This is a genomic window from Pseudoalteromonas sp. 3D05 (assembly GCF_002723455.1).
Taxonomy (GTDB): domain Bacteria; phylum Pseudomonadota; class Gammaproteobacteria; order Enterobacterales; family Alteromonadaceae; genus Pseudoalteromonas.
This window is the reverse complement of record NZ_PDUS01000002.1, coordinates 291777-314976: the sequence shown is the minus strand read 5'-3', so window position 1 is coordinate 314976 and position 23200 is coordinate 291777. Positions and strand designations below refer to the sequence as shown.

Genomic DNA, 23200 nt, shown 5'->3' with positions numbered 1-23200 from the left:
AGTAGGATAGGAATGGCAAATTTATTTTCATTAGAGGGCAAGGTAGTCCTTATTACTGGTGCAAGCCGTGGTATTGGTAAAGCGATTGCAACAACACTGGTTGCACAAGGTGCGAAAGTAGCAGGTACTGCTACAAGCGAATCAGGTGCTGCTAAAATCAGTGAGTATTTAGATGATAATGGTAAAGGTTATGCGTTAAACGTAACCGATCCTGCATCGATTGAAGCGACACTTGCGGCGATAAAAGCAGATTTAGGTGATATTGACGTTTTAGTTAATAATGCCGGTATTACCCGTGATAATTTATTAATGCGCATGAAAGAGGGTGAGTGGGACGACATAATCGATACCAACTTAAGCTCTATTTTCCGTTTATCGAAAGCGGTATTACGCCCAATGATGAAGAAAAAGAATGGCCGTATTATTAACATAGGCTCAGTAGTGGGCACTATGGGTAATGCTGGGCAAGCGAACTACGCTGCAGCTAAAGCTGGCGTAATTGGTTTTTCTAAATCATTAGCGCGTGAAGTTGCATCACGTGGTATAACAGTCAATGTCGTTGCACCTGGTTTTATCCAAACCGATATGACAGACGAGTTGACAGAAGAGCAAAAAGCAGCAACGCTAGCTAATGTGCCTGCAGGGCGTTTAGGTCAACCAGATGAAATTGCGGCTGCTGTTTGTTACTTAGCATCAGATGCTGCGGCTTACGTTTCGGGCGAAACGCTGCACGTTAACGGCGCAATGTACATGGTTTAAGGAACTTTGTTCCTAATTAGTTTTCAGCGAGTTTGTCGAAAAATGTTGAATTTTTTGTGATCTTGCTTTAAACATACTTGAATTCGCTGTGAAAATAAGCGATAAAAGACACAAATAACCCTCAAGAGGTTTGACCAGATAAATAATTATCAGCAAATCCTTGAATCACAGAATTATGCGCCGTAAACTACGCCGCAATCTGAAAATAACGCATTGGCGTTTTTAATAAAGGAAAGAAGAATGAGCGACATCCAAGAACGCGTAAAGAAAATCATCATTGAGCAACTAGGTGTTAAAGAAGAAGAAGTAAAGCACGAAGCTTCTTTCGTTGATGACTTAGGCGCAGATTCACTTGATACTGTTGAATTAGTAATGGCTCTTGAAGAAGAGTTTGACACTGAGATCCCAGACGAAGAAGCTGAAAAGATCACTACAGTACAAGCTGCAATCGATTACGTTACAGCTCACGCTGAGTAATCAATCGCAAATTAAGGGCAGCATTCGCTGCCCTTAATCTATCCGTAATATGATACTAATTAATTTAGTACACACCCCACCTAAAATAATAATTCCCTTATTGGAGGCAACCCGTGGCTAAACGTCGAGTAGTCGTAACTGGCTTAGGAATGTTGACACCGCTAGGTAACGATGTTGAATCAACCTGGCAAGGCTTGTTAAATGGCAAAAGTGGTATTCAAACTATCACGCATTTCGATACTTCAAGTTTTGGTACCAAGTTCGCTGGCTTGCTGAATGATTTTAATGCGTCTGACTATAATATGTCGCCTAAAGATGCTAAAAAAATGGATTTGTTTATCCAATATGGCATAGCGGCGGGTGTTCAAGCACTACAAGATTCTGGCCTTGAGATCACAGAGCAAAACGCACCGCGCGTTGGTGTTGCTGTTGGTTCAGGCATTGGTGGTTTAACGTTAATCGAAGAAAACCACATAAAATTATTAAACAGTGGCCCACGTAAGCTTTCTCCTTTTTACGTGCCGTCGACTATTATCAATATGATCTCAGGTCATTTATCGATAATGCACGGTCTACGTGGTCCAAATATTTCGATTGTAACTGCCTGTACTACAGGTTTACATAATATTGGCCATGCAGCTCGTATGATTGCTTACGGTGATGCAGATGCCATGGTAGCAGGGGGCGCTGAAAAAGCCTCGACACCTATTGGTATGGGTGGCTTTAACGCGGCTCGCGCACTTTCAACTCGTAACGATGACCCACAAGCGGCGTCGCGTCCTTGGGATAAAGATCGTGACGGTTTTGTACTTGCAGACGGTGCAGGTGTGATCGTACTTGAAGAATACGAACATGCTAAAGCCCGTGGTGCTAAAATTTACTCAGAACTGGTTGGTTTTGGTATGAGCGGTGATGCATTTCATATGACTTCACCACCTGAAGATGGTGCAGGTGCAGCCCTTGCGATGGAAAATGCGTTAAACGATGCAGGTGTTAATGCTGAGCAAGTGGGTTACATTAACGCCCACGGCACATCAACTAACGCAGGTGACAAGGCTGAAACCTCTGCGGTTAAATCTATCTTTGGTGATGCAGCAAAAGATGTCATGGTGAGTTCATCTAAATCAATGATGGGTCACTTGTTAGGTGCTGCAGGCTCTGTTGAGTCAATAATTACAATCTTGTCCTTACAAGATCAAAAAGTAAGCCCAACAATTAACCTTGATAACCCAGACGAAGGCTGTGATTTGGATTATGTTCCTCATACGGCACGTGATGCGAAATTAGACTACGCATTATGTAACTCGTTTGGTTTTGGTGGTACTAATGGCTCGTTGCTATTTAAAAAGGTATAATCTTTTTAAACAACGAGACAGAATAATAGCCCAGTTGTGACTGGGCTTTTTTATATGCAGAATAAACAGCGAATACAACAAAACATAATCACTGAACAACCTGGAGTTGTTAGTAGTCGTGATCGCGGCTTAAACTATGGTGATGGCTTTTTTACTACAGCAAAGATTATTGACGGCAATGTAGAACATTGGTCACTGCACCGTGCGCGATTAATTGAATGCGCAAGCCGTTTAGCATTTCCTGAAATAGAGTTTATTGAACTTGAAGCCGTAATCAATCAGCTTATTGCAACACAAAAATGTGCAGTCCTTAAAGTACTCGTTACGCGCGGTGAAGGCGGACGTGGGTACGGCCTACCACAGCAGCCGTTATTAAACATTGTGATCAGTGTTGTGGATTTTCCAACACAATATGATGCACTGGGTTCAAAAGGCCTTAGCTTAGCTGTTAGCCCCATTAAATTAGCATCTCAACCATTACTTGCTGGGCTTAAAACATTGAACAGGCTAGAGCAAGTCATGATTAAGCAAGCCATGCAAACACAGGATAGTGATGATGTACTGGTTCTTGATTATCGAAACAATGTTATAGAAACTTCGGCTGCCAACGTATTTGCAATTAAAGGCGGACGACTCTTTAGCCCTTTGCTAAACGAGTGTGGAATTAAAGGAGTTTACCTGCAATCGTTATGTGCTAAATTACCCATTGAGTTTGAAAACTTAACAATAGAACAATTAAAACAAATGGATGCAGTGTTTATCTGCAATAGCCTAATGGGCGTTATACCAGTAAAAGCGATTGATGATGCTTACTTTGATATTAAGAATAGTTTAAGCGTATTAAATGGTTTAACCGCCAAGGAGTTTACGTGTTAAAAGTGATAATAGGTATTATAGTTTTAGCCTTGTTAACGACAGGGGTTGGCTATCAACAGTTGCAAGCAACCATTAATAGTACATTAGCCGTTCCTGAGAATACCCAATTTGAAGTAAAAAATGGCACGGGGTTTAATAAGCTATGTCAGCAGTGGCAGGCAAAAAAATGGCTGGATAGCTGCTTTAAGTATCAGATAGTGGCAAAGTTAGACCCTAGCCTCACTGATTTGAAAGCTGGCCTATATGAGCTAAACCAAGGTAGTGTAATTGATAATATTCGTCGCATAAATGAGGGTGAACAAGTTAGCTTTAGTTTCACTATTATTGAAGGGCAAACATTGCGGGATGTGCTCGCTGCAATTAAAAATGCCACTAAATTAAACCAAGATTTAACTCTTGATAATTTGAGCCAACAAATCATAGGATCAGATCAGCATTTGGAAGGCTGGTTATACCCAGATACATATCACTACCATGCTGGTGATAGTGCAAGTTTATTGCTTAAGCGTGCACATATTTTAATGAAACAGGTTTTAACTGATGCTTGGCAGCAACGTGCTAAAAATTTGCCAATAAATACTGCTTACGAGGCGTTGATTATGGCCTCAATTATCGAAAAAGAAACCGGCCTTGCCAGTGAACGACCTATGATAGCGTCTGTTTTTACTAATCGTCTTAACTCAAAAATGCGTCTACAAACTGACCCTACTGTAATCTATGGCTTAGGTACTGCGTATGATGGTGATATAAAACGCAAAGACCTAACTAGTTACACACCGTATAATACCTATAGAATAAATGGTCTACCGCCAACGCCTATTGCGATGCCTTCGAAGGCGGCAATTCTAGCAGCAGTAAACCCACCTGAGTCTGATTATGTGTATTTTGTTGCGAAAGGCGATGGCAGCCATCAATTTTCAAAAACACTCAAAGCACATAATAAAGCTGTGCAAGATTACTTACGTTATCAAAAACAGTTAAGTAACTGAACAGTTGCAATCTGAATAATTAAAAGAGATACCATGACAGCAAAATTTATTGTGATCGAAGGGCTAGAAGGAGCGGGTAAATCAACTGCTATTTCAATTTGTCAGCAGTTTTTAACCCAGCATAATGTTGATTTTGTCAATGTGCGAGAGCCAGGAGGAACACCGCTTGCTGAGCAACTTCGTAGTTTGGTAAAAGCCAATCACCAAGAGACGATAGCAAGCGAAACTGAATTGTTGATCATGTATGCCGCACGTTCTCAGTTAGTTAATAATGTTATCCGCCCTGCGCTTGATAATGATCAGTGGGTGCTTGGCGACCGTCATGACTTATCATCACAAGCTTACCAAGGTGGTGGGCGCGAAATCGAACAAACAACCTTAAAAGCACTCTCTGATATCGTTTTAAAAGGGCTAAAACCTGACTTAACAATCTACTTAGATATTGAGCCGTCAATTGGTTTAGCGCGAGCAAAAGGCCGTGGAGAACTAGATAGAATTGAGCAAGAAGCACTGGGTTTTTTTGAACGCACTCGTGCACGCTACCTAGCGCTAGCAAATAGTGATGACTCTATTAAAACCGTCAATGCAAATCAAACAATGGCGCAAGTTCATAATGATATCATTGCGGTGTTAGAGCAGTTTTTACAAAGTAATAATTAATATGACTTACCCATGGCTGAACAATATTGAACAACAACTTAGTACCAGCTTTGCTGCTGGGCGGTTTCATCATGGTCAATTATTTAATGGCCAACAAGGTGTTGGTAAAACAGCCTTAGTTGAACAACTTGCAAATGCATTATTATGCCAACACCCAAGCGGTGTTCAACCTTGTGGGCAATGTAAGAGCTGTCAGTTGAATCAAGCGGGCACACACCCCGACAAATTTAATGTGGTAATTGATGGGCAGAGTATTGGCGTTGATGATATTCGTACGGTGAGCCACTTTATGAGTCATTCAGCTGCGCAAAACGGCAATAAAGTGGTGATCATAAAAGATTGCCACAAAATGACCACAGCCGCAGCAAATGCCTTATTAAAGACGCTTGAAGAGCCAAGTTCACAGCGTTTTTTATTATTAACGACTAATGCAGCATCACAACTGCCAGCAACAATTTTAAGTCGCTGTACTAGAATCGATGTCCAGGTTGGCGAAGCTCAGGAGGCCAAACATTGGCTAGCATCGTTACAAATTATTGACTATCCATGGCTTCACCTGTTTTTTCAACAACCTTTGTTAGTGCAAACATGGCAGCAAAAGGATCAACTAGAAACAATTGACCAACTCTATAAATTTGCAACTGAGCTAAAACAAGGTCATAATTTCAGTGCGTTAGTGGATATTATTAGTAAAGATAACGATCTGGTTCGAGTTTTTTGTTTATTTTTGACAGAGCAACTAAAGCAGCAATTAATCGCTGGCATGGAATTTGATGCGTATCAACAGGCGCAAAATTCTTTAAACGATTTTTATCAAAATTGTACTCAAGTGTTAGGACTCAATTTGTCTTTAGCTGTTTCGAAGTTAGCGTATTCACTTCGTAGATAACAATAATTAGGATGTTTTATGCAAGAGTTACTTGTTGACTTTGAAGATTTAGATGAGCTATACCGTTGCTACATGCCATACCTCAAAACGGGCGGTTTATTTGTACGTACCAATATGCGTTACGAAATGGGCCACTCATTGGCATTAAAAGTAACATTACCCGATGCTCTTGAAGATGATGTAATAACAGGTAAAGTAACCTGGATCACACCACAAGGCGCACAAAGTTCGAACCCACCAGGCATAGGCATTAGTTTTTTAGATGATAAAACTAACCTTAATGCGAAGATCGAAAAACTACTAGGGACTATGTTAAACTCTGGTAATCCAACTTATACCATGTAGTAAGCAGTAACCGTGATTGTAGATTCTCATTGCCATTTAGACCGACTTGATTTTGATAAACTCGATTTAAACCTAGACCAAGTACTTGATAGCGCACGCGCTAAACAAGTAGAGCACTTTTTATGTGTGAGTGTCACGTTAGATCAGTTTCCGAGCATGCTTGATAAAATTAAAGATTATAACGATGTATCGGCCTCGTGCGGTGTACACCCACTTGATCAAAAAGATGCCCTTGATAAGCAGCGCTTAATTGATTTAGCTAGTCACGACAAAGTGGTTGCGATTGGCGAAACTGGGCTTGACTATTATTACGCAAAAGACACGCATAAAATTCAGCAAGAGAGCTTTGTTGGCCATATTGAGGTGGCAAATCAATTACAAAAACCACTAATTATCCACACCCGTGATGCCCGCGAAGACACGATTAATTTAATGCGTGAGCACAACGCTGAAAAATGCGGTGGTGTTTTACATTGCTTTACTGAAGACTGGGACATGGCCAAAAAAGCCATCGATTTAGGTTTTTATATTTCTATTTCCGGCATTGTCACCTTCAAAAATGCTGTCGAGCTTAAAGACGTCGTTAAACAAATACCACTTGATAGGCTTCTTATCGAAACAGATTCACCTTATCTTGCGCCAGTGCCTTATCGTGGTAAAACTAATCAGCCCGCGTATGTGCAAGATGTGGCTTATTATATCAGTGAACTTAAAGGAATTAGTTATAAAGAGCTCGCAACTGCGACCACAGCCAACTTCTATTCTTTATTCAATTTAGCAAAGCAGGGTTAACACTTTATGAGCCAAGCACCACTTCCTCTACTTTTAATGGGGCCAATGGTGCGCCGCGCTGATATAAATGAGGTTTGCATTCAATTTGCAACCTCTCGCCCAATTAACTGTCGTATCGAAATTGCTCATTATGATACCTATTGTGAACATGAGCCTGTTCGTTTAGGGGAGCAGTTATTCTTACATTTCGTTATTATAAAACCTATCGGTATTGAATTTCCTTTTGATGAGTTAATTAGTTACCGATTGTTTGATAACGACAAAGAAATTGATCTCAGCGCTTTTTGCTACCCCAATAAAGCGACCCCAGAATTTGCAGTTCCCAATACGCTAAGCCAAATTTTGCACGGCTCGTGTAGAAACCCACATCACCCAGCAAAAGACAGCCTCGTTGCAGCTAATGACTTTGTACAAGCTAAGCGTAGTGAGAATAAAATAGGCGCCGATATTTTACTGCTATCGGGGGATCAAGTTTATGCCGATGATGTGGCCGGCGCCATGCTAATCGCAATCTCGCGCTTAATCGATGTGTTGGGTATTTATAAAGAGCAACCGCTTGATATAGAGTTACCTGAAGATTTACATCAACAGCTATACCAGCGCCATTTATATTTGCCCAAAGTACCGTGGCAGAAACGCAATAAAATTGGGGTAGGGTATTGGCTGAAAAAAGATGTCCCACATTTTTCAAGTTTAAAAGCAGATAACCACCTCGTTTTTTTTGAAGAGTTTATTGCGCTTTACTTATTAAACTTTAGTCCGTCAGTTTGGCAGTTAGCTGATTTTGAGAGCATTCACTATCAAGCTAGCACAACAAAGTGCCAACAAATATTCGATACTGAGAAAGCGGCCTTATCAGTTTTTAAAGACGGCTTGAATGACGCACAAGTTTTATTTGCCAACATACCTAGCTTTATGATGTTTGATGATCATGATGTAACCGATGATTGGAACCTAACCGCAGGGTGGGAGCAAGTTATCTACCAGCACCCAGTAAGTAGGCGAATTGTTAATAATGGTTTAATTAGTTATTGGCTATTTCAAGGGTTTGGTAACGATGCAGGGCATAAAACTAAGAGCCTTCTTACATCATTTCAACAAAGCTTTACTAAGGATAAGCTCTGGCAATTTCAAGCCTTTGATAAAACCATTTTAGAGTTTAATCATTGGCATTATGAGCTCAATACCGTGCCTAAAGTCGTGGTGCTCGATACGCGCACCCATCGTTGGCGCAATGAGCAAAACTTTAATGAGCCTTCAGGCTTATTGGATTGGGAGCGCTTAGTTGAGCTTGAAGACAGCTTATTAACTCATGAGCAAGTGATTATCGTGTCGCCTGCGCCGGTTTTTGGGGTTAAATCGATAGAAGCTATTCAAGCAATGTTTAATATCTGCGGCCAGCCCTTACTTGTTGATGTTGAGAACTGGATGGCACATGAAGGCTCGGCGAAGAAGCTGCTGGATACCTTTCGCCGCGACGACACACCCAAAGAAACGCTTATTTTATCAGGCGACGTTCATTACTCATTTTGTTTTTCAGTGCAAAAGCGTTTTGGCAAACACCCTAACCGAATTTGGCAGCTCACTGCCAGCGGGATTAAAAATGAATTCCCGCGTAAGTTAATTAATATTCTCGATAAGCTCGATTCAATTCTATATGCGCCAAAAAGCCCTCTCAACTTTTTTACCAAACGCTGGCAAATGGAAGTTGATAAACACCAAACAGTAGGCGAGGGTCAAAAGTATTTAGTAAGCGACTCCGCAATAAGCTTAATTAGCTTAGAGCAAGGTAACCTTGATAAATATGAGCTCATTCATGGTGATGGTCATATCACAGAATTCGATTTAGAGCATTAAACCTCATCTCTGTGCTGTTTAATATAATCAGCAACTTCGCTCACTGTGCCTAACCAATAGCCATTCTTAGGGTCTTTGATATGGCGAATTAGTTGCTCAAGCACTTTTTTATCAGTGGTGTATTGGTCGCCTTCACCTATCTCATGACCTGCTAGAATCAACCAGCTGTTATTACCTCGAAGTTGCTCTAACATTGCTATGATTTCATCAAAACGCAGGCCATCAATTTTCAGACTCGTTAATTGAGCAAAGTCGGTGAAATTTGGGTTGTTTGCTGTTTCATCTAGCCAAGTACGGCCGGTATCAAAGTGTTTTGCTATCAGCGGAACATAGCTTTGCGTGTTTATACCACGGCCAACAAAGGTGTTACCGCAGGGGTAGGCGAATGCGCGAGGAGTAACCCCTAAATTAGCCTTTATATATACTTGCGCATCGAGGATGTCTTTTGCTAGCCATTTTAATGTGGTTTGTTCAAGGGAAAGGTTTTGTTGTCGTAACCATTCAAAATTACCTGTGCATAAATGTGAACTTGTATGATTGGCAATTTCGTGTTCAGAGGCCACTGCTTTTTTCCATTTTTTAAGCCGCTCTTTGACATTAAAAGGTGACACATAAAACGTGGCTTTTACATTATGCTCATCTAAAATTGCTAAACCTGTGTCAACTTGGCTGTGGCGGGCATCATCAAACGTGATGCTAATCGCGTTTTGGGCTTGATTAGGGTATTTAAAGCCAACATAGTTATTTGCGGCGGCTACACTATTAACACAAAAAAGTGCAGAGGATATTAAGAGTAACTTTTTAAACATATTTGTTTCCTTTTTTCTTTTATGGAAACAAATTAATTGGGTGAAAGAAATACTACTTAAGGATATTTAAGTCAAAAAAATGCCCAGAACGAATCCGCATTGTTCTGGGCTTAGGGGTGGCTCTTGGCGAGCCTGCGCTAACTTTAAAAAGCACCTTCTATTCGTTAAGGGAGAAGTAGAAAGTATTAGTAAGTGTAGTTAACAAATGTAAAAACCCCCAATAATTGTTGGATTTTTATACTGTTTTAAAAACAATGGCTTGGTTGAAAAATAAGCTAATTTGAATTTTAATGCATAATTTATAATCAACTTACTCACAGCTTATGCCTACCAAATGATTAGTTGACTATTATGTACCAAATCTCGTGGTAGTGAGTTCTTAATTTTGTTTTTTTGCCATTTACCTAAGCCAATGGGGCAACCACACAAAGTTAATACCACCTCATCGGTTGCGTTTGTTACCTCAGCTAAGCGAATATCTTTACCTTGGAAGTAGTCGTTTGCTTGCTGATCAGATAAGGCATAGGTATTTTTAACACAATGTCCACCGAACACAGTGGCAAATTCGTGCGTTAGCCGTACACCGTTTTTATGGATCATACCTAACTGAATTCCTAAGCGTGAATATTTGATTTTATCTTCAATTTCGTTAAACCCGTCAGGGAATAACCAAAGCTCTTTATCACGCTGCATCAAGGTCCCAGGTAGTGAACTTATACCAAACTGCTTTTTTATAGCCGTGATAAAATTCTGGCTGACTTTTTTATCAAATGACTGAAAGGGGAAAGCCCCTTTTTTTATTTTTTGATTCGGGTTATCAACACTTGCCACCTTTTTAAACTTAGCAATAAAAAAGCCTTCGCTGTCGAACGTTTGCGGCCAAACGTGCAAATAACCTTCTTCAGTGGTTGCTTGCTCTGCATTTGGAAATAAGTTGGCTAGGCTTTGAACTTCAATAGAATCAGGAAATTGTTCAAGTAGGTAATCACACACTTGTTGGTTTTCAAGCGGGGTTAAGGTGCAGGTAGAATATACTAGCGTGCCGCCAGGTTTAAGTGCGTAAAAAGCACTCTTTATCAACGCTTTTTGCACTTTAGCAATATCAATATTGGACTCGATTGACCAATTCTTTAAAGCATCAGCGTCTTTACGTACTGTGCCTTCACCAGAGCATGGCGCATCTAGCAATATGCTGTCAAAACACTCGAACATGTAATCACCAAATACAACGCCATCAAAATGTGAAAGGGCACAATTACCCACACCCATACGCTTTAACGTAGCACTGAGCACTTTTAAACGAGATGACGATAGCTCATTGGCAACGAGAACCCCCTGGTTATTCATTAGTGCCGCTAATTGTGATGTTTTTGAGCCAGGTGCTGAGGCCATGTCGAGTACATGGGCGGCATCAAGAAGTGACTGTTTAAGTGCCATAGGGGGTAGCATTGAGCTGGCTTCTTGTACATACATTGCGCCGCTTAAATGTAAGTCAGTATTACCAAGGGCAAGGGCATTTTCTTCATTTTCTGGGCGCTCTAGCCAAAAACCCTCTTCACACCAAGGAATTTGAGTTAATTGCCAGCCTTTTTGTTTTGCCGCGAGTTTAAACTCTTCAACCGACATTTTTAATGTATTAACACGTACGGACTTACGAAGTGGCTTACGACACGCGTTAATAAAGTCAGCTAGTGTTAGGTGCGCAGGTAAGTAGCTAGCTACGTCATCTATAAAGTGTTGAGGAATAAACGTGTTGGCGTTCAAGGCTATGCTCGCGAAGAAAAATAAAGGTGTATTCTATCATTTTCACCGTACACCTATAAACATAAATTTAGACTCAAGACTTGTCGACACTTAGCGGTTAAAATCTAACCTTTAGGTGTTTGAAGTAGTATTTACTTTATTTATGTCGACAATAATTGGTTTTAAGCCCTGTTTTTGTTAATTTTGGGTTGACACTATTTCACATAAAGACCATAGTGTAACCATAAATTGTCGACAATCTTAAAGAAGTACCCAATGACCCAAGACGCTTTTAGCAAAACGCTTATTACTACCGCATCGGATCAGGTGTTTGTTGATATGCGCCGAGAGATTGTTGAAGGCAGTATTGCCCAAGGCAGTAAAATTTCAGAGCCTGAGTTGGCAAAGCGCTATGGTGTAAGTCGTGCAACGCTTCGGGAAGCACTGAACCGCCTTGAGAGTTGCTATCTAATTGAACGAAAAGCCAATGTAGGATGCCGAGTAGTGGCACTTACCGCAGAGCGCTTAATCGAAGTATATCAAGTTCGTAGTGCACTTGAAGGGTTAGCGTGCAGATTGGCTGCCGACAATATGGCTGCGGATGAAGTGCAAAGCTTAAAACAACTACTCAACCAGCATTTACAAACACAGCGAGTAAAAGAGGGCGAGTCTTATTATCAAGAAGCGGGCGATTTAGATTTTCACTACCGCATTATCAAAGCAAGTAAGAACGAGCACCTTATTCATTTACTAAGTAACGGTTTATACCAACTAATTCGCATGTACCGTGTACAAATGGGTATGGTTGGGCCACGGGTATCGAAAGCGTTTGACGAACATTTAGCCATTATTAACGCCATAGAAAATCATGATGGTGAGCTGGCCGAAATGCTAATGAAGCGCCATATCAACGCATCACAATCCAATATCCAAGCAAAATTTGAAAGATACAAATCAATATAGATATTAAAAGCAGCTCAAAAGAAGGCTGCGCAGTAATTCAGACAGTCAAACTGTCATAGTAAGTATTTAAAAATAAACTCTGCCTCGAGCAGCTACCGTTCAAAGGAGACAGCAATGTCAGCAGGATTAAAATTTAAACAGGCAATTGCAAATAACCATCCGTTACAAGTTGTGGGTACTATTAACGCGTATACCGCAATGATGGCTGAAAAAATGGGCCATCAAGCTATTTACCTATCGGGTGCGGGTGTGGCTAATGCCTCATTTGGTATGCCAGATTTAGGCATGACTAGCCTTGATAACGTGCTTGAAGATATTCGCCGTATTACCGGCGCTAGCGATTTACCATTATTAGTTGATGCCGATACAGGTTGGGGCGGGGCGTTTAATATTGCCCGTACCGTTAAAGAAATGACTAAAGCAGGTGCAGCAGGCTTTCATATTGAAGATCAAGTAGCGCAAAAGCGTTGTGGCCATCGCCCTAATAAAGAAATAGTTACTCAAGCTGAAATGGTAGACCGTATTAAAGCGGCAGTTGATGCTAAAACCGATAGCGATTTTTACATTATGGCGCGTACTGATGCATTTCAAAAAGAAGGTTTAAATGCAGCAATAGACCGCGCAGCAGCCTGTGTTGAGGCGGGGGCCGATGCCATTTTTGCAGAAGCCGTTCACGACCTTGCTGATTACCAAGCATTTAGCAAAGCGATTAACGTGCCGATCTTAGCCAACATTACCGAGTTTGGCCAAACACCTATTTACACCAAAGAGCAGTTAAGCGATGTGGGTGTAGAAATGGTGCTTTACCCACTAAGTGCGTTTAGAGCTATGAACAAAGCAGCACTCAATGTGTACTCGGCTATTTTGAATGAAGGGTCGCAACAAAGCCAAATTGAAAACATGCAAACGCGTGCAGAGCTTTACGACTTTTTAGATTATCACTCGTACGAAAACACGCTAGATAACCTTTTTTCAGCAAAATCTGACAAATAATAAAAATTCAACAGGAGACAAATCATGGTAGATAAAGCATTAGGTGGCGCAGGCTTACGTGGGCAAGTAGCAGGACAAACGGCATTATGTACAGTAGGGCAAACAGGCTCAGGTTTAACTTACTGTGGTTACGATATTAGCGAACTGGCCGAAAAAGCGCAGTTTGAAGAAGTGTCGTTTTTACTTTCGCGCGGCGAGTTACCAACATCAAGCGAACTGGTAGAGTACAAAGCTAAACTTAAGAGTTTACGTGGTTTACCTGAGTCGCTAAAAACAGTACTTGAGAACATCCCTAAAGACGCACACCCAATGGATGTAATGCGCACAGGTTGTTCTATGCTAGGTAACCTTGAAATGGAAAATGACTTTAGTGAAGCAAACGATGCGATTGACCGCATGGTGGCAATTTTCCCAAGTATTATTTGTTACTGGTATCGTTTTACTCATGACGGTGTTCGCATTGAAACCCAAACTGATGATGATTCAGTAGGCGCACACTTTTTAACGCTATTACACGATAAAGCGCCAAGTGAATTATTTGCACAAGTGATGAATGTATCACTAATTTTGTACGCAGAGCATGAGTTTAATGCCTCTACCTTTACTGGTCGCGTATGTGCATCAACGCTTTCTGATATCCATTCTTGTGTCACTGGCGCAATTGGTACTTTACGTGGTCCACTGCATGGTGGTGCAAACGAAGCCGCAATGGATATGATTGAAAGCTTTAGCAGTGCTGATCAAGCTGAAGACGCGCTAATGGGCATGCTTGAGCGTAAAGATAAAATTATGGGCTTTGGCCACGCTATTTACCGCGAGTCAGATCCACGTAATGTTATTATTAAAAAATGGTCTGAAAAATTAGCCGCAGAAGTGGGTGATGATGTGCTTTACCCAGTGTCTGTTCGCTGCGAAGAAGTTATGTGGCGTGAGAAGAAGTTATTCTGTAATGCCGATTTCTTCCATGCATCGGCGTACCACTTTATGGGTATTCCTACTAAGTTGTTCACGCCTATCTTTGTAATGAGCCGAGTAACTGGTTGGACAGCTCACGTAAAAGAGCAACGTGCAAATAACCGTATTATTCGCCCAAGTGCTGACTACACAGGGCCAGATGCGCGTAGCTACACGCCAATTGAATCAAGATAAACATATAGTCCATACAAAGGTGAGTTACCAACTCACCTTTTACGGCTTTAGCAAATTATGCAAACAATACACCTTCAAATCTAAAGCCTGTCTTGATTAACCCCGTCACCAAATTAGCGAATTTATTATGACCATTATTAATAACACCCAATACCGTAAGCCTTTACCAGGCTCAAATGTAGATTACTACGATACTCAAGCTGCGGTTGATGCCATTAAGCCAGGCGCTTACGCCACACTGCCTTACAGTTCGCGTGTATTTGCCGAAAATTTAGTACGCCGCTGTGAACCCGGTATGCTTAACGATGCGCTTAGCCAAATTATTGAGCGTAAACAAGATTTAGACTTTCCGTGGTATCCGGCACGCGTTGTGTGTCATGACATTTTAGGGCAAACCGCTCTAGTTGATTTAGCGGGCCTGCGTGATGCTATTGCTGCGAAAGGCGGCGATCCTGCAAAAGTAAACCCGGTTGTACCTACTCAACTGATTGTTGACCATTCATTAGCTGTTGAGCATGCAGGCTTTGACCCTGAAGCGTTTGAGAAAAACCGCGCTATTGAAGATAGACGCAACGATGACCGTTTTCACTTTATAAACTGGACTAAAACTGCGTTTAAAAATATTGATGTGATCCCGCCGGGCAATGGCATCATGCATCAAATTAACCTTGAAAAAATGTCGCCGGTTATTCAAAACCGTGATGGTATTGCATTCCCAGACACGCTAGTAGGTACCGACAGCCATACACCGCATGTTGATGCATTAGGTGTTATTGCTGTTGGTGTGGGCGGCCTTGAAGCCGAAAGTGTAATGCTTGGGCGCGCATCGTACATTCGTTTACCCGATATTGTTGGCGTAGAGCTTACCGGTAAACGCCAACCGGGCATTACTGCAACCGATATTGTATTGGCTATTACCGAATTTTTACGCGAGCAACGTGTGGTATCGACTTACCTCGAATTTTACGGTGAAGGGGCTGATGCACTAACTCTTGGTGATAGAGCAACCATTTCGAATATGACTCCTGAATTTGGCGCAACCGCCGCTATGTTCTACATTGACGATAAAACTATTGATTACTTACGTTTAACAGGTCGTGATGAAGAGCAAATTGCACTCGTAGAAAACTACGCCAAAACAGCAGGGCTATGGAGCGACAGCTTAAAAACAGCGCATTACGATCGTGTACTTAAATTTGATTTATCAAGTGTAGGGCGCAACATTGCAGGGCCTTCAAATCCGCATCGTCGTGTATCAACTAGCGATTTAGCTAAAGAAGGTATTTCGGGCGTTGTTGAAAACGAAGAGGGCTTAATGCCAGATGGCGCGTGTATTATCGCCGCTATTACTAGCTGTACTAATACCAGTAATCCGCGCAATGTGATTGCGGCAGGTTTATTGGCGCGTAACGCCAATGCAAAAGGTTTAATGCGTAAACCTTGGGTTAAAACCTCATTGGCACCGGGTTCTAAAGCAGTACAATCGTACCTTGAAGATGCAAACTTATTACCAGAGCTTGAACAGCTTGGTTTTGGTATTGTTGGTTTTGCTTGTACTACCTGTAACGGTATGAGTGGTGCACTAGACCCTAAAATTCAACAAGAAGTGATTGATCGCGATTTATACGCAACAGCGGTGCTTTCGGGTAACCGTAACTTTGATGGTCGTATTCACCCGTATGCTAAGCAAGCGTTTTTAGCGTCTCCACCGCTTGTAGTAGCTTATGCTATTGCTGGTACCATTCGTTTTGATATAGAAAAAGATATCCTTGGTAAAGATCAGCAAGGTAACGATGTAACCTTAAAAGATTTATGGCCATCTGATGAAGAAATTGATGCGGTGATCAAGCAAAGTGTTAAGCCTGAGCAGTTTAGAAAAGTATACGAGCCAATGTTTAACTTAACCGTTGATTACGGCGAAGATAACGACCCACTATACGATTGGCGCTCTGAAAGTACCTATATTCGTCGCCCTCCTTATTGGGAAGGGGCATTAGCAGGTGAGCGCAGTATGAGTGGTATGCGTGCATTAGCAGTACTTGGCGATAACATTACAACCGACCATTTATCACCTTCTAATGCGATTATGGCAAGCAGCGCTGCAGGTGAATACTTAACTAAAATGAACGTGCCAGAAGAAGACTTTAACTCGTACGCAACGCATCGAGGCGATCACTTAACCGCGCAACGAGCCACATTTGCTAATCCTAAACTATTGAATGAAATGGTATTGGATGAAAACGGTGAAGTGAAGCAAGGATCGTACGCGCGCATAGAGCCAGAAGGTGAAAACACGCGTATGTGGGAAGCCATCGAAACCTACATGCAACGTAAGCAACCGCTTATAATTGTTGCCGGTGCTGACTACGGTCAAGGTTCGTCTCGCGATTGGGCAGCAAAAGGCGTAAGGCTTGCTGGTGTTCAGGTTATTGCAGCTGAAGGCTTTGAACGTATTCATCGTACTAATTTAATTGGCATGGGCGTTTTGCCGCTTGAGTTTAAGCCAGGCACAACGCGTAAAACACTTAACTTAGATGGTAGCGAAAGCTATGATGTTAAGGGCGAACCTGCACCAGGAGCAACCTTAGAATTGCAGATCACCCGTAAAAATGGTGAAGTGTTAACTGTGCCAATGAAGTGCCGATTAGACACGCAAGAAGAGCTTTCTATTTATGCTGCAGGCGGTGTGTTACAACGCTTTGCGCAAGACTTTTTAGAAGCTACGCAAGCATCATAAGGACGCACATTTATGTTTAAACCACAAATTAAAGTGCCAGCGACATACATGCGTGGTGGCACCAGTAAAGGCGTGTTTTTTAATTTAACGGATTTACCAGAGGCCGCCCAAGTGGCGGGCTCTGCTCGTGATGAGTTATTACTTCGTGTAATTGGTAGCCCTGATCCTTATGGCAAACAAACTGATGGCATGGGCGGAGCAACATCAAGCACGAGTAAAACGGTTATCTTAAGTAAAAGTGAGCAACCCGATCACGATGTTGATTACTTATTTGGCCAAGTCGCGATTGATAAACCTTTTGTAGATTGGAGCGGTAATTGCGGCAATCTCACCTCAGCGGTCGGTGCTTTTGCAATTAGTAACGGGCTAGTTGATGGGGCAAGTATCCCAAAAAATGGAATAGCGATAGTGCGAGTGTGGCAAGCTAATATTAAAAAATCTATTTTAGTGCATGTGCCAATTACTGATGGTGAAGTCCAAGAAACCGGTGATTTTGAGCTCGATGGTGTGACATTTCCAGCAGCAGAAGTAAAACTTGAGTTTATGGACCCAGCAGACGGCGATGGGGCATTATTCCCAACAGGCAATCTAGTTGATGAGCTTGAAGTGCCTGAATTTGGCGTACTTAAAGCAACAATGATCAATGCAGGTATTCCTACTGTGTTTGTTAACGCACAGGATATTGGCTATACCGGCACAGAGCTACAGGATGCTATAAACAACGACGACGCTGCGCTTAAAAAGCTTGAGTCTATTCGTGCTCATGCAGCAGTTAAGATGAGATTGATCAATAATATTAATGAAGCGGTAGGGCGTCAACACACACCAAAAGTAGCCTTTGTTAACAAGCCAATCTCTTACACTGCATCAAGCGCAAAAGAAATATCGGCTTCTAATATTGATCTAGTGGTACGCGCTATGTCGATGGGTAAGCTTCATCATGCAATGATGGGCACCGCGGCGGTTGCAATAGGCACCGCTGCTGCTATTGACGGTACTTTAGTTAACTTAGCCGCTGGTGGCGGCGCATTAAGCGAAGTTACTTTTGGTCATCCATCGGGTACTTTAAAAGTCGGCGCACAGGCTAAGTTAGTCAATAATAAGTGGCAAGTTACCAAAGCCAGTATGAGTCGAAGTGCAAGAATTATCATGCAAGGGGTAGTTCACGTTCCTATAAAATAATGACTAAAAGTGCCTAAGAATCCCTTGGGCACTTGTTACAACTGTTAATGAATGTAAACGGAAAGGGTTAATCTTGACTTATAAGTCTATTATAAGTGGTTTATCTAAATGTTTATGATGATATTTCCATCCTCTTAATTTTATATCTCACTGATATATATAAATTTAATATTTATAAACATGTATTTAAATTTACTTAACCCAATAATGTAATAAAAATTACAATTTACAGTAAATTGTCATATATTAATGTTAAGTTTATGAAACTAAAATTTTAAACAGCTCATTACATTAATATGTACAGTTTGATACAAAATATTAACTTAAACGTTAAGCTGTATTAATGTATTCTTAGCTTAAGTAATGCTAATTGCTAACAAGCGCTCAAGGAGATTTACATGGCGAATAGAATAATAAAATACACCCCAATTGCGGCTTCTGTTGTATTCACACTTAGCTTGGCAGGTTGTGGTTCGGATAATGATAATAAATACACAAAGCCGGATCCTGTAACTGTTTACAATGCTGAAGTGACAACAAGCTTTAATACCCAAGTTTCGGGTAAAGCAGTAAAGGGTTCTTTAAAAAATGCACAGCTAACCGTTAGTACGCTTAATGAAGCCGGTGAAACTGTGCCCGTTGCTTACCGTTTAGCGGCTGCCGATGAAAGCTTCTCGGCTGAGTCTACAACGTCTCAAGCAGATGCTGATGCGAGTGCATTAGAAAAAATAGTTGCTTCTAACCCAGAACAAGTCATGACCTCTGCAAATGGTGGTTACACACTGTTCATCGAAGATACTTTTACTGGGCCTCTGAATATCACCGTAACAACGGCAAAAGAAGGTGATGATAGCTTTGTTAAGTGTGATTCATTTACTGGTTGTGGTTCTTATGATACTGCGCCGGATGCTTCTGAAGAAGCTTCAATGATGAATAATGGTGATACCGCAATCGATTTTGGTGAGTGGTATAAAGATGACCTAGCTCTTCAAGTAGTTAAGTTTATCAAAGCACCTGAGGCTTCAGCAGAAAGTAAAGCATCTGGCCCTCGTTTTGCTGAAGGTGATGATGCTTCTAATGGCACATACTTAGCAAACCTGACTTTGTATACAAGTATTGCAGCGAAGCTACTAGTTGATGATGCTAAAAGCGGTAATGCTGTTTCAGATGAATCGATTGCTGCGGCGAGTTTAAAAACTCTTATTCAAGTAATTGGACCTGATGCAGCAGTTAAAGCAGCAGGGTTACTGGGCGATATTTCATTAGGTGGTGCAGTTGACTTTACTGATATCGGTGAGGGTGATTCGTTAGATGCAGGAACACTTGCATTAATTCAAACAGCGGTTTCACTTCAGTCTGTTGCTGGAGCGGGTGCTAATGGTTCATTAAGTGATATGATTTCAAACCTTTCTTCAGCTGTGCAGGAAGGTAAAGTCGGAAACAGTGATAACGATGCCGTTAAACAAATTGCAGCTGAATTACAAAAAGCAGTCGAAAATACAAGTCTCATTTTTGCAGCCGTTGTGACAGGTGAAGGCGTTGATGAAGCATTTGCGAAAGTTGCTGAGAATTTGGGTATCACAGACCCTGAAGCCATTGCAAAATTAAAAGAAAATGCGACAAAAGCGGTTGAAGAAGTTAAAGCTAAAGCAAAAGAAGCTGGCCTTGATGAAGATTTAGAAGAAACAGCTAAAGAAGTTAAAGATTCTCTTGAAAAAATTGGTTGTGAAGAAAACTGTGATGTGGGTGATGATTTAATTGCTAAAGTTGCTGCGGAATTAGAAGCCTCGCTTACAGAACAAACGACCATATTAGAAACTGCTACTTTGGCTGTTGAAGCTGGAGTATCAGAAGTTGCAAAAGTAAAAGAGCTTGGTGATGCAGGGCTTGAAACGACTGATCAAGTGATTACATACAGTGAAAGTGTATTTGCACTTTCTGGTAAAAAAGAGGGTTATATTACACTTCAGACTGAGCTTAACGCGTTAGTGAATACTGCAGTTGGTATTGAGTCTACAGCTTCAGATCTAGGTGATGAGTACCAGCAGTTAATTGATAATTCAGCTGCCCTTGCTGCTTCAGCACGAACTCAATTAGATGTTATTAACGCAGTTATAGTTGGCGTTGAGGCGGAAGTAACTCGCTCTGATGAAGCAGTTGAAGCTTTAGGTATTGCTATTGAAGTAGCTAAAAATAATGTATCTGCTGCAGATACAGCTTTAGGACAAGCTAGAACTTCTGTTTTATCATCACAGTCTACGCTACAAACATCACTAATCGCAGTGGAAGCTGCGATGCTAGATACAAAGGAAAATGCTGAGATTGCTATGCAGTCGGCTGAAAGTGCAATTACTTCTGCAAATGCAGCTACATTAGCTTCTCAAGGTCTATCTTTAGCGGCTACTCAAGCAGATACTGCTGCAAATGCACTTTTGGAGATTGCTACAGAACAGTCTGACAAAGATTTAGCGCAATCATTAATTGAAGCTGCGAGTGATAGCTCTGATTTAGCGACTTTGGTGTCAAATGAAGCAAGCTCTGGTTTAGCGGCAGCGTTAGAACTTAAATCAAATGCGCAAATGACAGTTGATAAGTTCAATCTACTTGTTGAAGTTAAACTTGGAACAGACCAAGCACGTAGTGCAACAATAGTCACAAAAACAGGTGGTCAGGCATTATTCGATATCTCAGAAGTCATCTATGATGTGCTAACAGAAGCATGGGATTACGGCGATGAAGGTACTGATGTTGTTTCTACTCGTTACCCTGATTGGACTTATAGTTTCGATAAGGACGATTTAGAGCTTGATTTAGAAAACTCGGTAACAGGTGAGTCGGTAAGTGTGAATGGCTCTATTAATAATAAAGCACTCATTTTTGCTTTTGGCGGTATGATAAAAAGTGAAGATGGTGCAGTTATTGAGATCGAAACACTACCGAACATGAGTGATGCTTTAGAAGATTGTGTTGATGCTTATTATGGTGCCATCTCTAAAGAGCAATCTGACTCATGTTTAGCAATTGACTTTGAAGAAGAAGTTAACTCTGATACGGCGATTGACGGGACTGTATTGGCTGTAAATGGTTGGAGCCGAGTCGAAATTATTGATGGTGATTCTGGTTTTGTGGGTACACTTTCGTTAGTAGGAGTTGACTCATATAACTTAGCTGCAATCACGGCTTCTGGAATAACTTCAGACCTTGATTTTACCGCAACTATTTCAATTGACGGTAACTATGAAGAAGACTTTTACGGATTAGAAATTCAATTACATACAGGGTTTGGTTACCAGATGTTCATTGGCGCTCCAGATGGTGAAGATTTCTCAGGGTTCGTGAATGCTGATTTTAACGGTATGGCAATGGAATTCGGACAGGTTACAGAAATAACAAATGGTATATCTGTTAAATATTTTGATGGCGAAGTCATCGATTATACAGATATTACTTTCTTAGATTCGTCTAAGTAAAAGTAACAATAAGAGGGAGTGACTTGCTCCCTCTTAACTAAAATAATAACAAGTGGTAAAAGTATGAAAAAAAAAATTCTCGCGTTAGGATTTTCAACATTATTAACTTCCCCATTCATCCACGCAAATAATGATTTCCAATTTTTCTCAACATTAGATTCAGAAGTTTACACTGAAGCACAACCGGTTAAAGCATTTATCGACGATTTTGATGCGCCACTCACATCTGGCGACAGTGCCTTTACTTATAATGTTTTTGAGTTGGGTGTAGGCTATGGCAATTTTAAAGTAGGTTATCAAAGCCGTTTCGATTATGTATTAAGTTTTGACCCAGATACTGCGCGCTATTTACACACAGAAAAAAATGATTTGGCTTTTGAAGAAAGAGATTATATTTATGATTTAAATGGCAAACAGTCAACAACCAATGGTTTATTTTTGTCTTATGATTTTAAATTTTTAGAGTCTGATGCACTTAGTATCACTCCTAAGTTGACAGTATTTGCTAGCACACACTTTCAGGACGCACATGTACAAGGTACTGTTTACAGTAATGAAATACAAGGCGCTTTAGAAGTGGATTACTTCTTTTCCAAAGATATTTTATTCAAACGTTTTACACCAGACGAAAATCCATCAGGCATGGGTTACAGTTTAGACTTAGCCGCAAGTTGGGATATCAATCAAGATTTATCAGTTAGTTTACTTATCCAAGATTTACTCTATGAAACGGAATACGAAAAAAGTGGATTTGTAAATGGCTATACCACCGAGGTGCCATTTAGTGAAGCTGCAGACGGTGGAATCGTGTCTCAACCAACTATTCGTTTATCTACCTCAGAGCTTGGCCATGAGAAAACACATACTTTTGAAATGGCGACGCGTTTTAAAGCGTATATCGATTATAGACTGAATGATAAATATTCTACGCAAGTTAGATTCAAGCGTTATGACAAAGATACATTTGTTCAATTAAAAGCTGCTGTTCATTTTTGGGATCATTGGTCAGCATACACCGGATATGAAACAAATAGTGAAGCGGTATTAGTGGGAGTAGAAAACGACTACTTAGGTTTTACCGTACAAACAGATCAACTAGATATCGACAAAGCATACTACGCGAATGTAAGTTGGTATGTGAAATTTGCATTTTAA

At 41.0% G+C, this 23200-nt stretch carries 19 protein-coding genes; 17 read left to right on the top strand and 2 right to left on the bottom strand.

Annotated features, from left to right (window positions below):
* The first annotated feature begins 12 nt into the window (after window positions 1-12).
* The 10 genes from fabG to CSC79_RS03700 all read left to right on the top strand — a co-directional run bounded on the left by fabG (window position 13) and on the right by CSC79_RS03700 (window position 8999).
* Complete coding sequence (fabG, locus tag CSC79_RS03745) at window positions 13-759, top strand: 3-oxoacyl-ACP reductase FabG (protein ID WP_099294186.1); 747 nt, start codon at window positions 13-15, stop codon at window positions 757-759.
* A gap of 240 nt (window positions 760-999) precedes the next feature.
* Window positions 1000-1236, top strand: a complete 237-nt coding sequence (gene acpP / locus CSC79_RS03740) for an acyl carrier protein (RefSeq protein WP_016707440.1) — start codon at window positions 1000-1002, stop codon at window positions 1234-1236.
* Window positions 1237-1349: 113 nt separating this feature from the next.
* Entirely contained in the window at window positions 1350-2591 is a 1242-nt protein-coding gene (gene fabF / locus CSC79_RS03735) for a beta-ketoacyl-ACP synthase II (RefSeq protein WP_099294184.1), read from the top strand.
* Window positions 2592-2645: 54 nt separating this feature from the next.
* Complete coding sequence (gene pabC / locus CSC79_RS03730; RefSeq protein ID WP_099294182.1) at window positions 2646-3467, top strand: aminodeoxychorismate lyase; 822 nt, start codon at window positions 2646-2648, stop codon at window positions 3465-3467.
* A complete protein-coding gene (gene mltG, locus CSC79_RS03725; RefSeq protein ID WP_099294180.1) occupies window positions 3461-4456 on the top strand; it encodes an endolytic transglycosylase MltG in 996 nt (331 codons plus the stop codon). Before pabC ends, mltG begins: the two co-directional genes overlap by 7 nt.
* Window positions 4457-4489: 33 nt before the next feature.
* Window positions 4490-5116 (top strand): dTMP kinase, encoded by a 627-nt coding sequence (gene tmk, locus CSC79_RS03720; protein ID WP_099294178.1) that lies wholly within the window; start codon window positions 4490-4492, stop codon window positions 5114-5116.
* A gap of 1 nt (window position 5117) precedes the next feature.
* A complete protein-coding gene (holB, locus tag CSC79_RS03715) occupies window positions 5118-6005 on the top strand; it encodes a DNA polymerase III subunit delta' (RefSeq protein WP_099294176.1) in 888 nt (295 codons plus the stop codon).
* Window positions 6006-6023: 18 nt separating this feature from the next.
* Complete coding sequence (locus CSC79_RS03710) at window positions 6024-6350, top strand: PilZ domain-containing protein (RefSeq protein ID WP_099294174.1); 327 nt, start codon at window positions 6024-6026, stop codon at window positions 6348-6350.
* A gap of 12 nt (window positions 6351-6362) precedes the next feature.
* Complete coding sequence (locus CSC79_RS03705; RefSeq protein ID WP_099294172.1) at window positions 6363-7142, top strand: YchF/TatD family DNA exonuclease; 780 nt, start codon at window positions 6363-6365, stop codon at window positions 7140-7142.
* Between the two features lie 6 nt (window positions 7143-7148).
* Window positions 7149-8999: a metallophosphatase gene (locus CSC79_RS03700; RefSeq protein ID WP_099294170.1), complete on the top strand. Its 1851-nt coding sequence runs from the start codon at window positions 7149-7151 to the stop codon at window positions 8997-8999.
* Here CSC79_RS03700 and CSC79_RS03695 read toward each other — a convergent pair.
* Together CSC79_RS03695 and rsmF are read right to left on the bottom strand one after the other, a co-directional pair.
* Complete coding sequence (locus tag CSC79_RS03695) at window positions 8996-9808, bottom strand: polysaccharide deacetylase family protein (protein ID WP_099294168.1); 813 nt, start codon at window positions 9806-9808, stop codon at window positions 8996-8998. The genes CSC79_RS03700 and CSC79_RS03695 overlap by 4 nt on opposite strands.
* A gap of 327 nt (window positions 9809-10135) precedes the next feature.
* The gene (gene rsmF, locus CSC79_RS03690; protein WP_099294167.1) at window positions 10136-11572 is read right to left on the bottom strand and encodes a 16S rRNA (cytosine(1407)-C(5))-methyltransferase RsmF; all 1437 of its coding nucleotides are present in this window, start codon (window positions 11570-11572) and stop codon (window positions 10136-10138) included.
* A 255-nt stretch (window positions 11573-11827) separates the two neighbouring features.
* On the opposite strand from rsmF, the gene CSC79_RS03685 reads away from it, so the two are divergent.
* The 7 genes from CSC79_RS03685 to CSC79_RS03655 all read left to right on the top strand — a co-directional run bounded on the left by CSC79_RS03685 (window position 11828) and on the right by CSC79_RS03655 (window position 23200).
* Entirely contained in the window at window positions 11828-12514 is a 687-nt protein-coding gene (locus CSC79_RS03685; RefSeq protein WP_099294165.1) for a GntR family transcriptional regulator, read from the top strand.
* A 114-nt stretch (window positions 12515-12628) separates the two neighbouring features.
* Window positions 12629-13507: a methylisocitrate lyase gene (prpB, locus tag CSC79_RS03680; protein WP_008109898.1), complete on the top strand. Its 879-nt coding sequence runs from the start codon at window positions 12629-12631 to the stop codon at window positions 13505-13507.
* A 24-nt stretch (window positions 13508-13531) separates the two neighbouring features.
* The gene (prpC, locus tag CSC79_RS03675) at window positions 13532-14656 is read left to right on the top strand and encodes a 2-methylcitrate synthase (RefSeq protein ID WP_099294163.1); all 1125 of its coding nucleotides are present in this window, start codon (window positions 13532-13534) and stop codon (window positions 14654-14656) included.
* Window positions 14657-14783: 127 nt separating this feature from the next.
* A complete protein-coding gene (gene acnD, locus CSC79_RS03670) occupies window positions 14784-17393 on the top strand; it encodes a Fe/S-dependent 2-methylisocitrate dehydratase AcnD (RefSeq protein ID WP_099294161.1) in 2610 nt (869 codons plus the stop codon).
* A gap of 12 nt (window positions 17394-17405) precedes the next feature.
* A complete protein-coding gene (gene prpF, locus CSC79_RS03665; protein ID WP_099294159.1) occupies window positions 17406-18575 on the top strand; it encodes a 2-methylaconitate cis-trans isomerase PrpF in 1170 nt (389 codons plus the stop codon).
* Window positions 18576-18973: 398 nt separating this feature from the next.
* Window positions 18974-22045, top strand: coding sequence for a hypothetical protein (locus CSC79_RS03660; RefSeq protein WP_099294157.1), 3072 nt, complete (start codon window positions 18974-18976; stop codon window positions 22043-22045).
* Between the two features lie 63 nt (window positions 22046-22108).
* A complete protein-coding gene (locus tag CSC79_RS03655) occupies window positions 22109-23200 on the top strand; it encodes a hypothetical protein (RefSeq protein ID WP_099294155.1) in 1092 nt (363 codons plus the stop codon).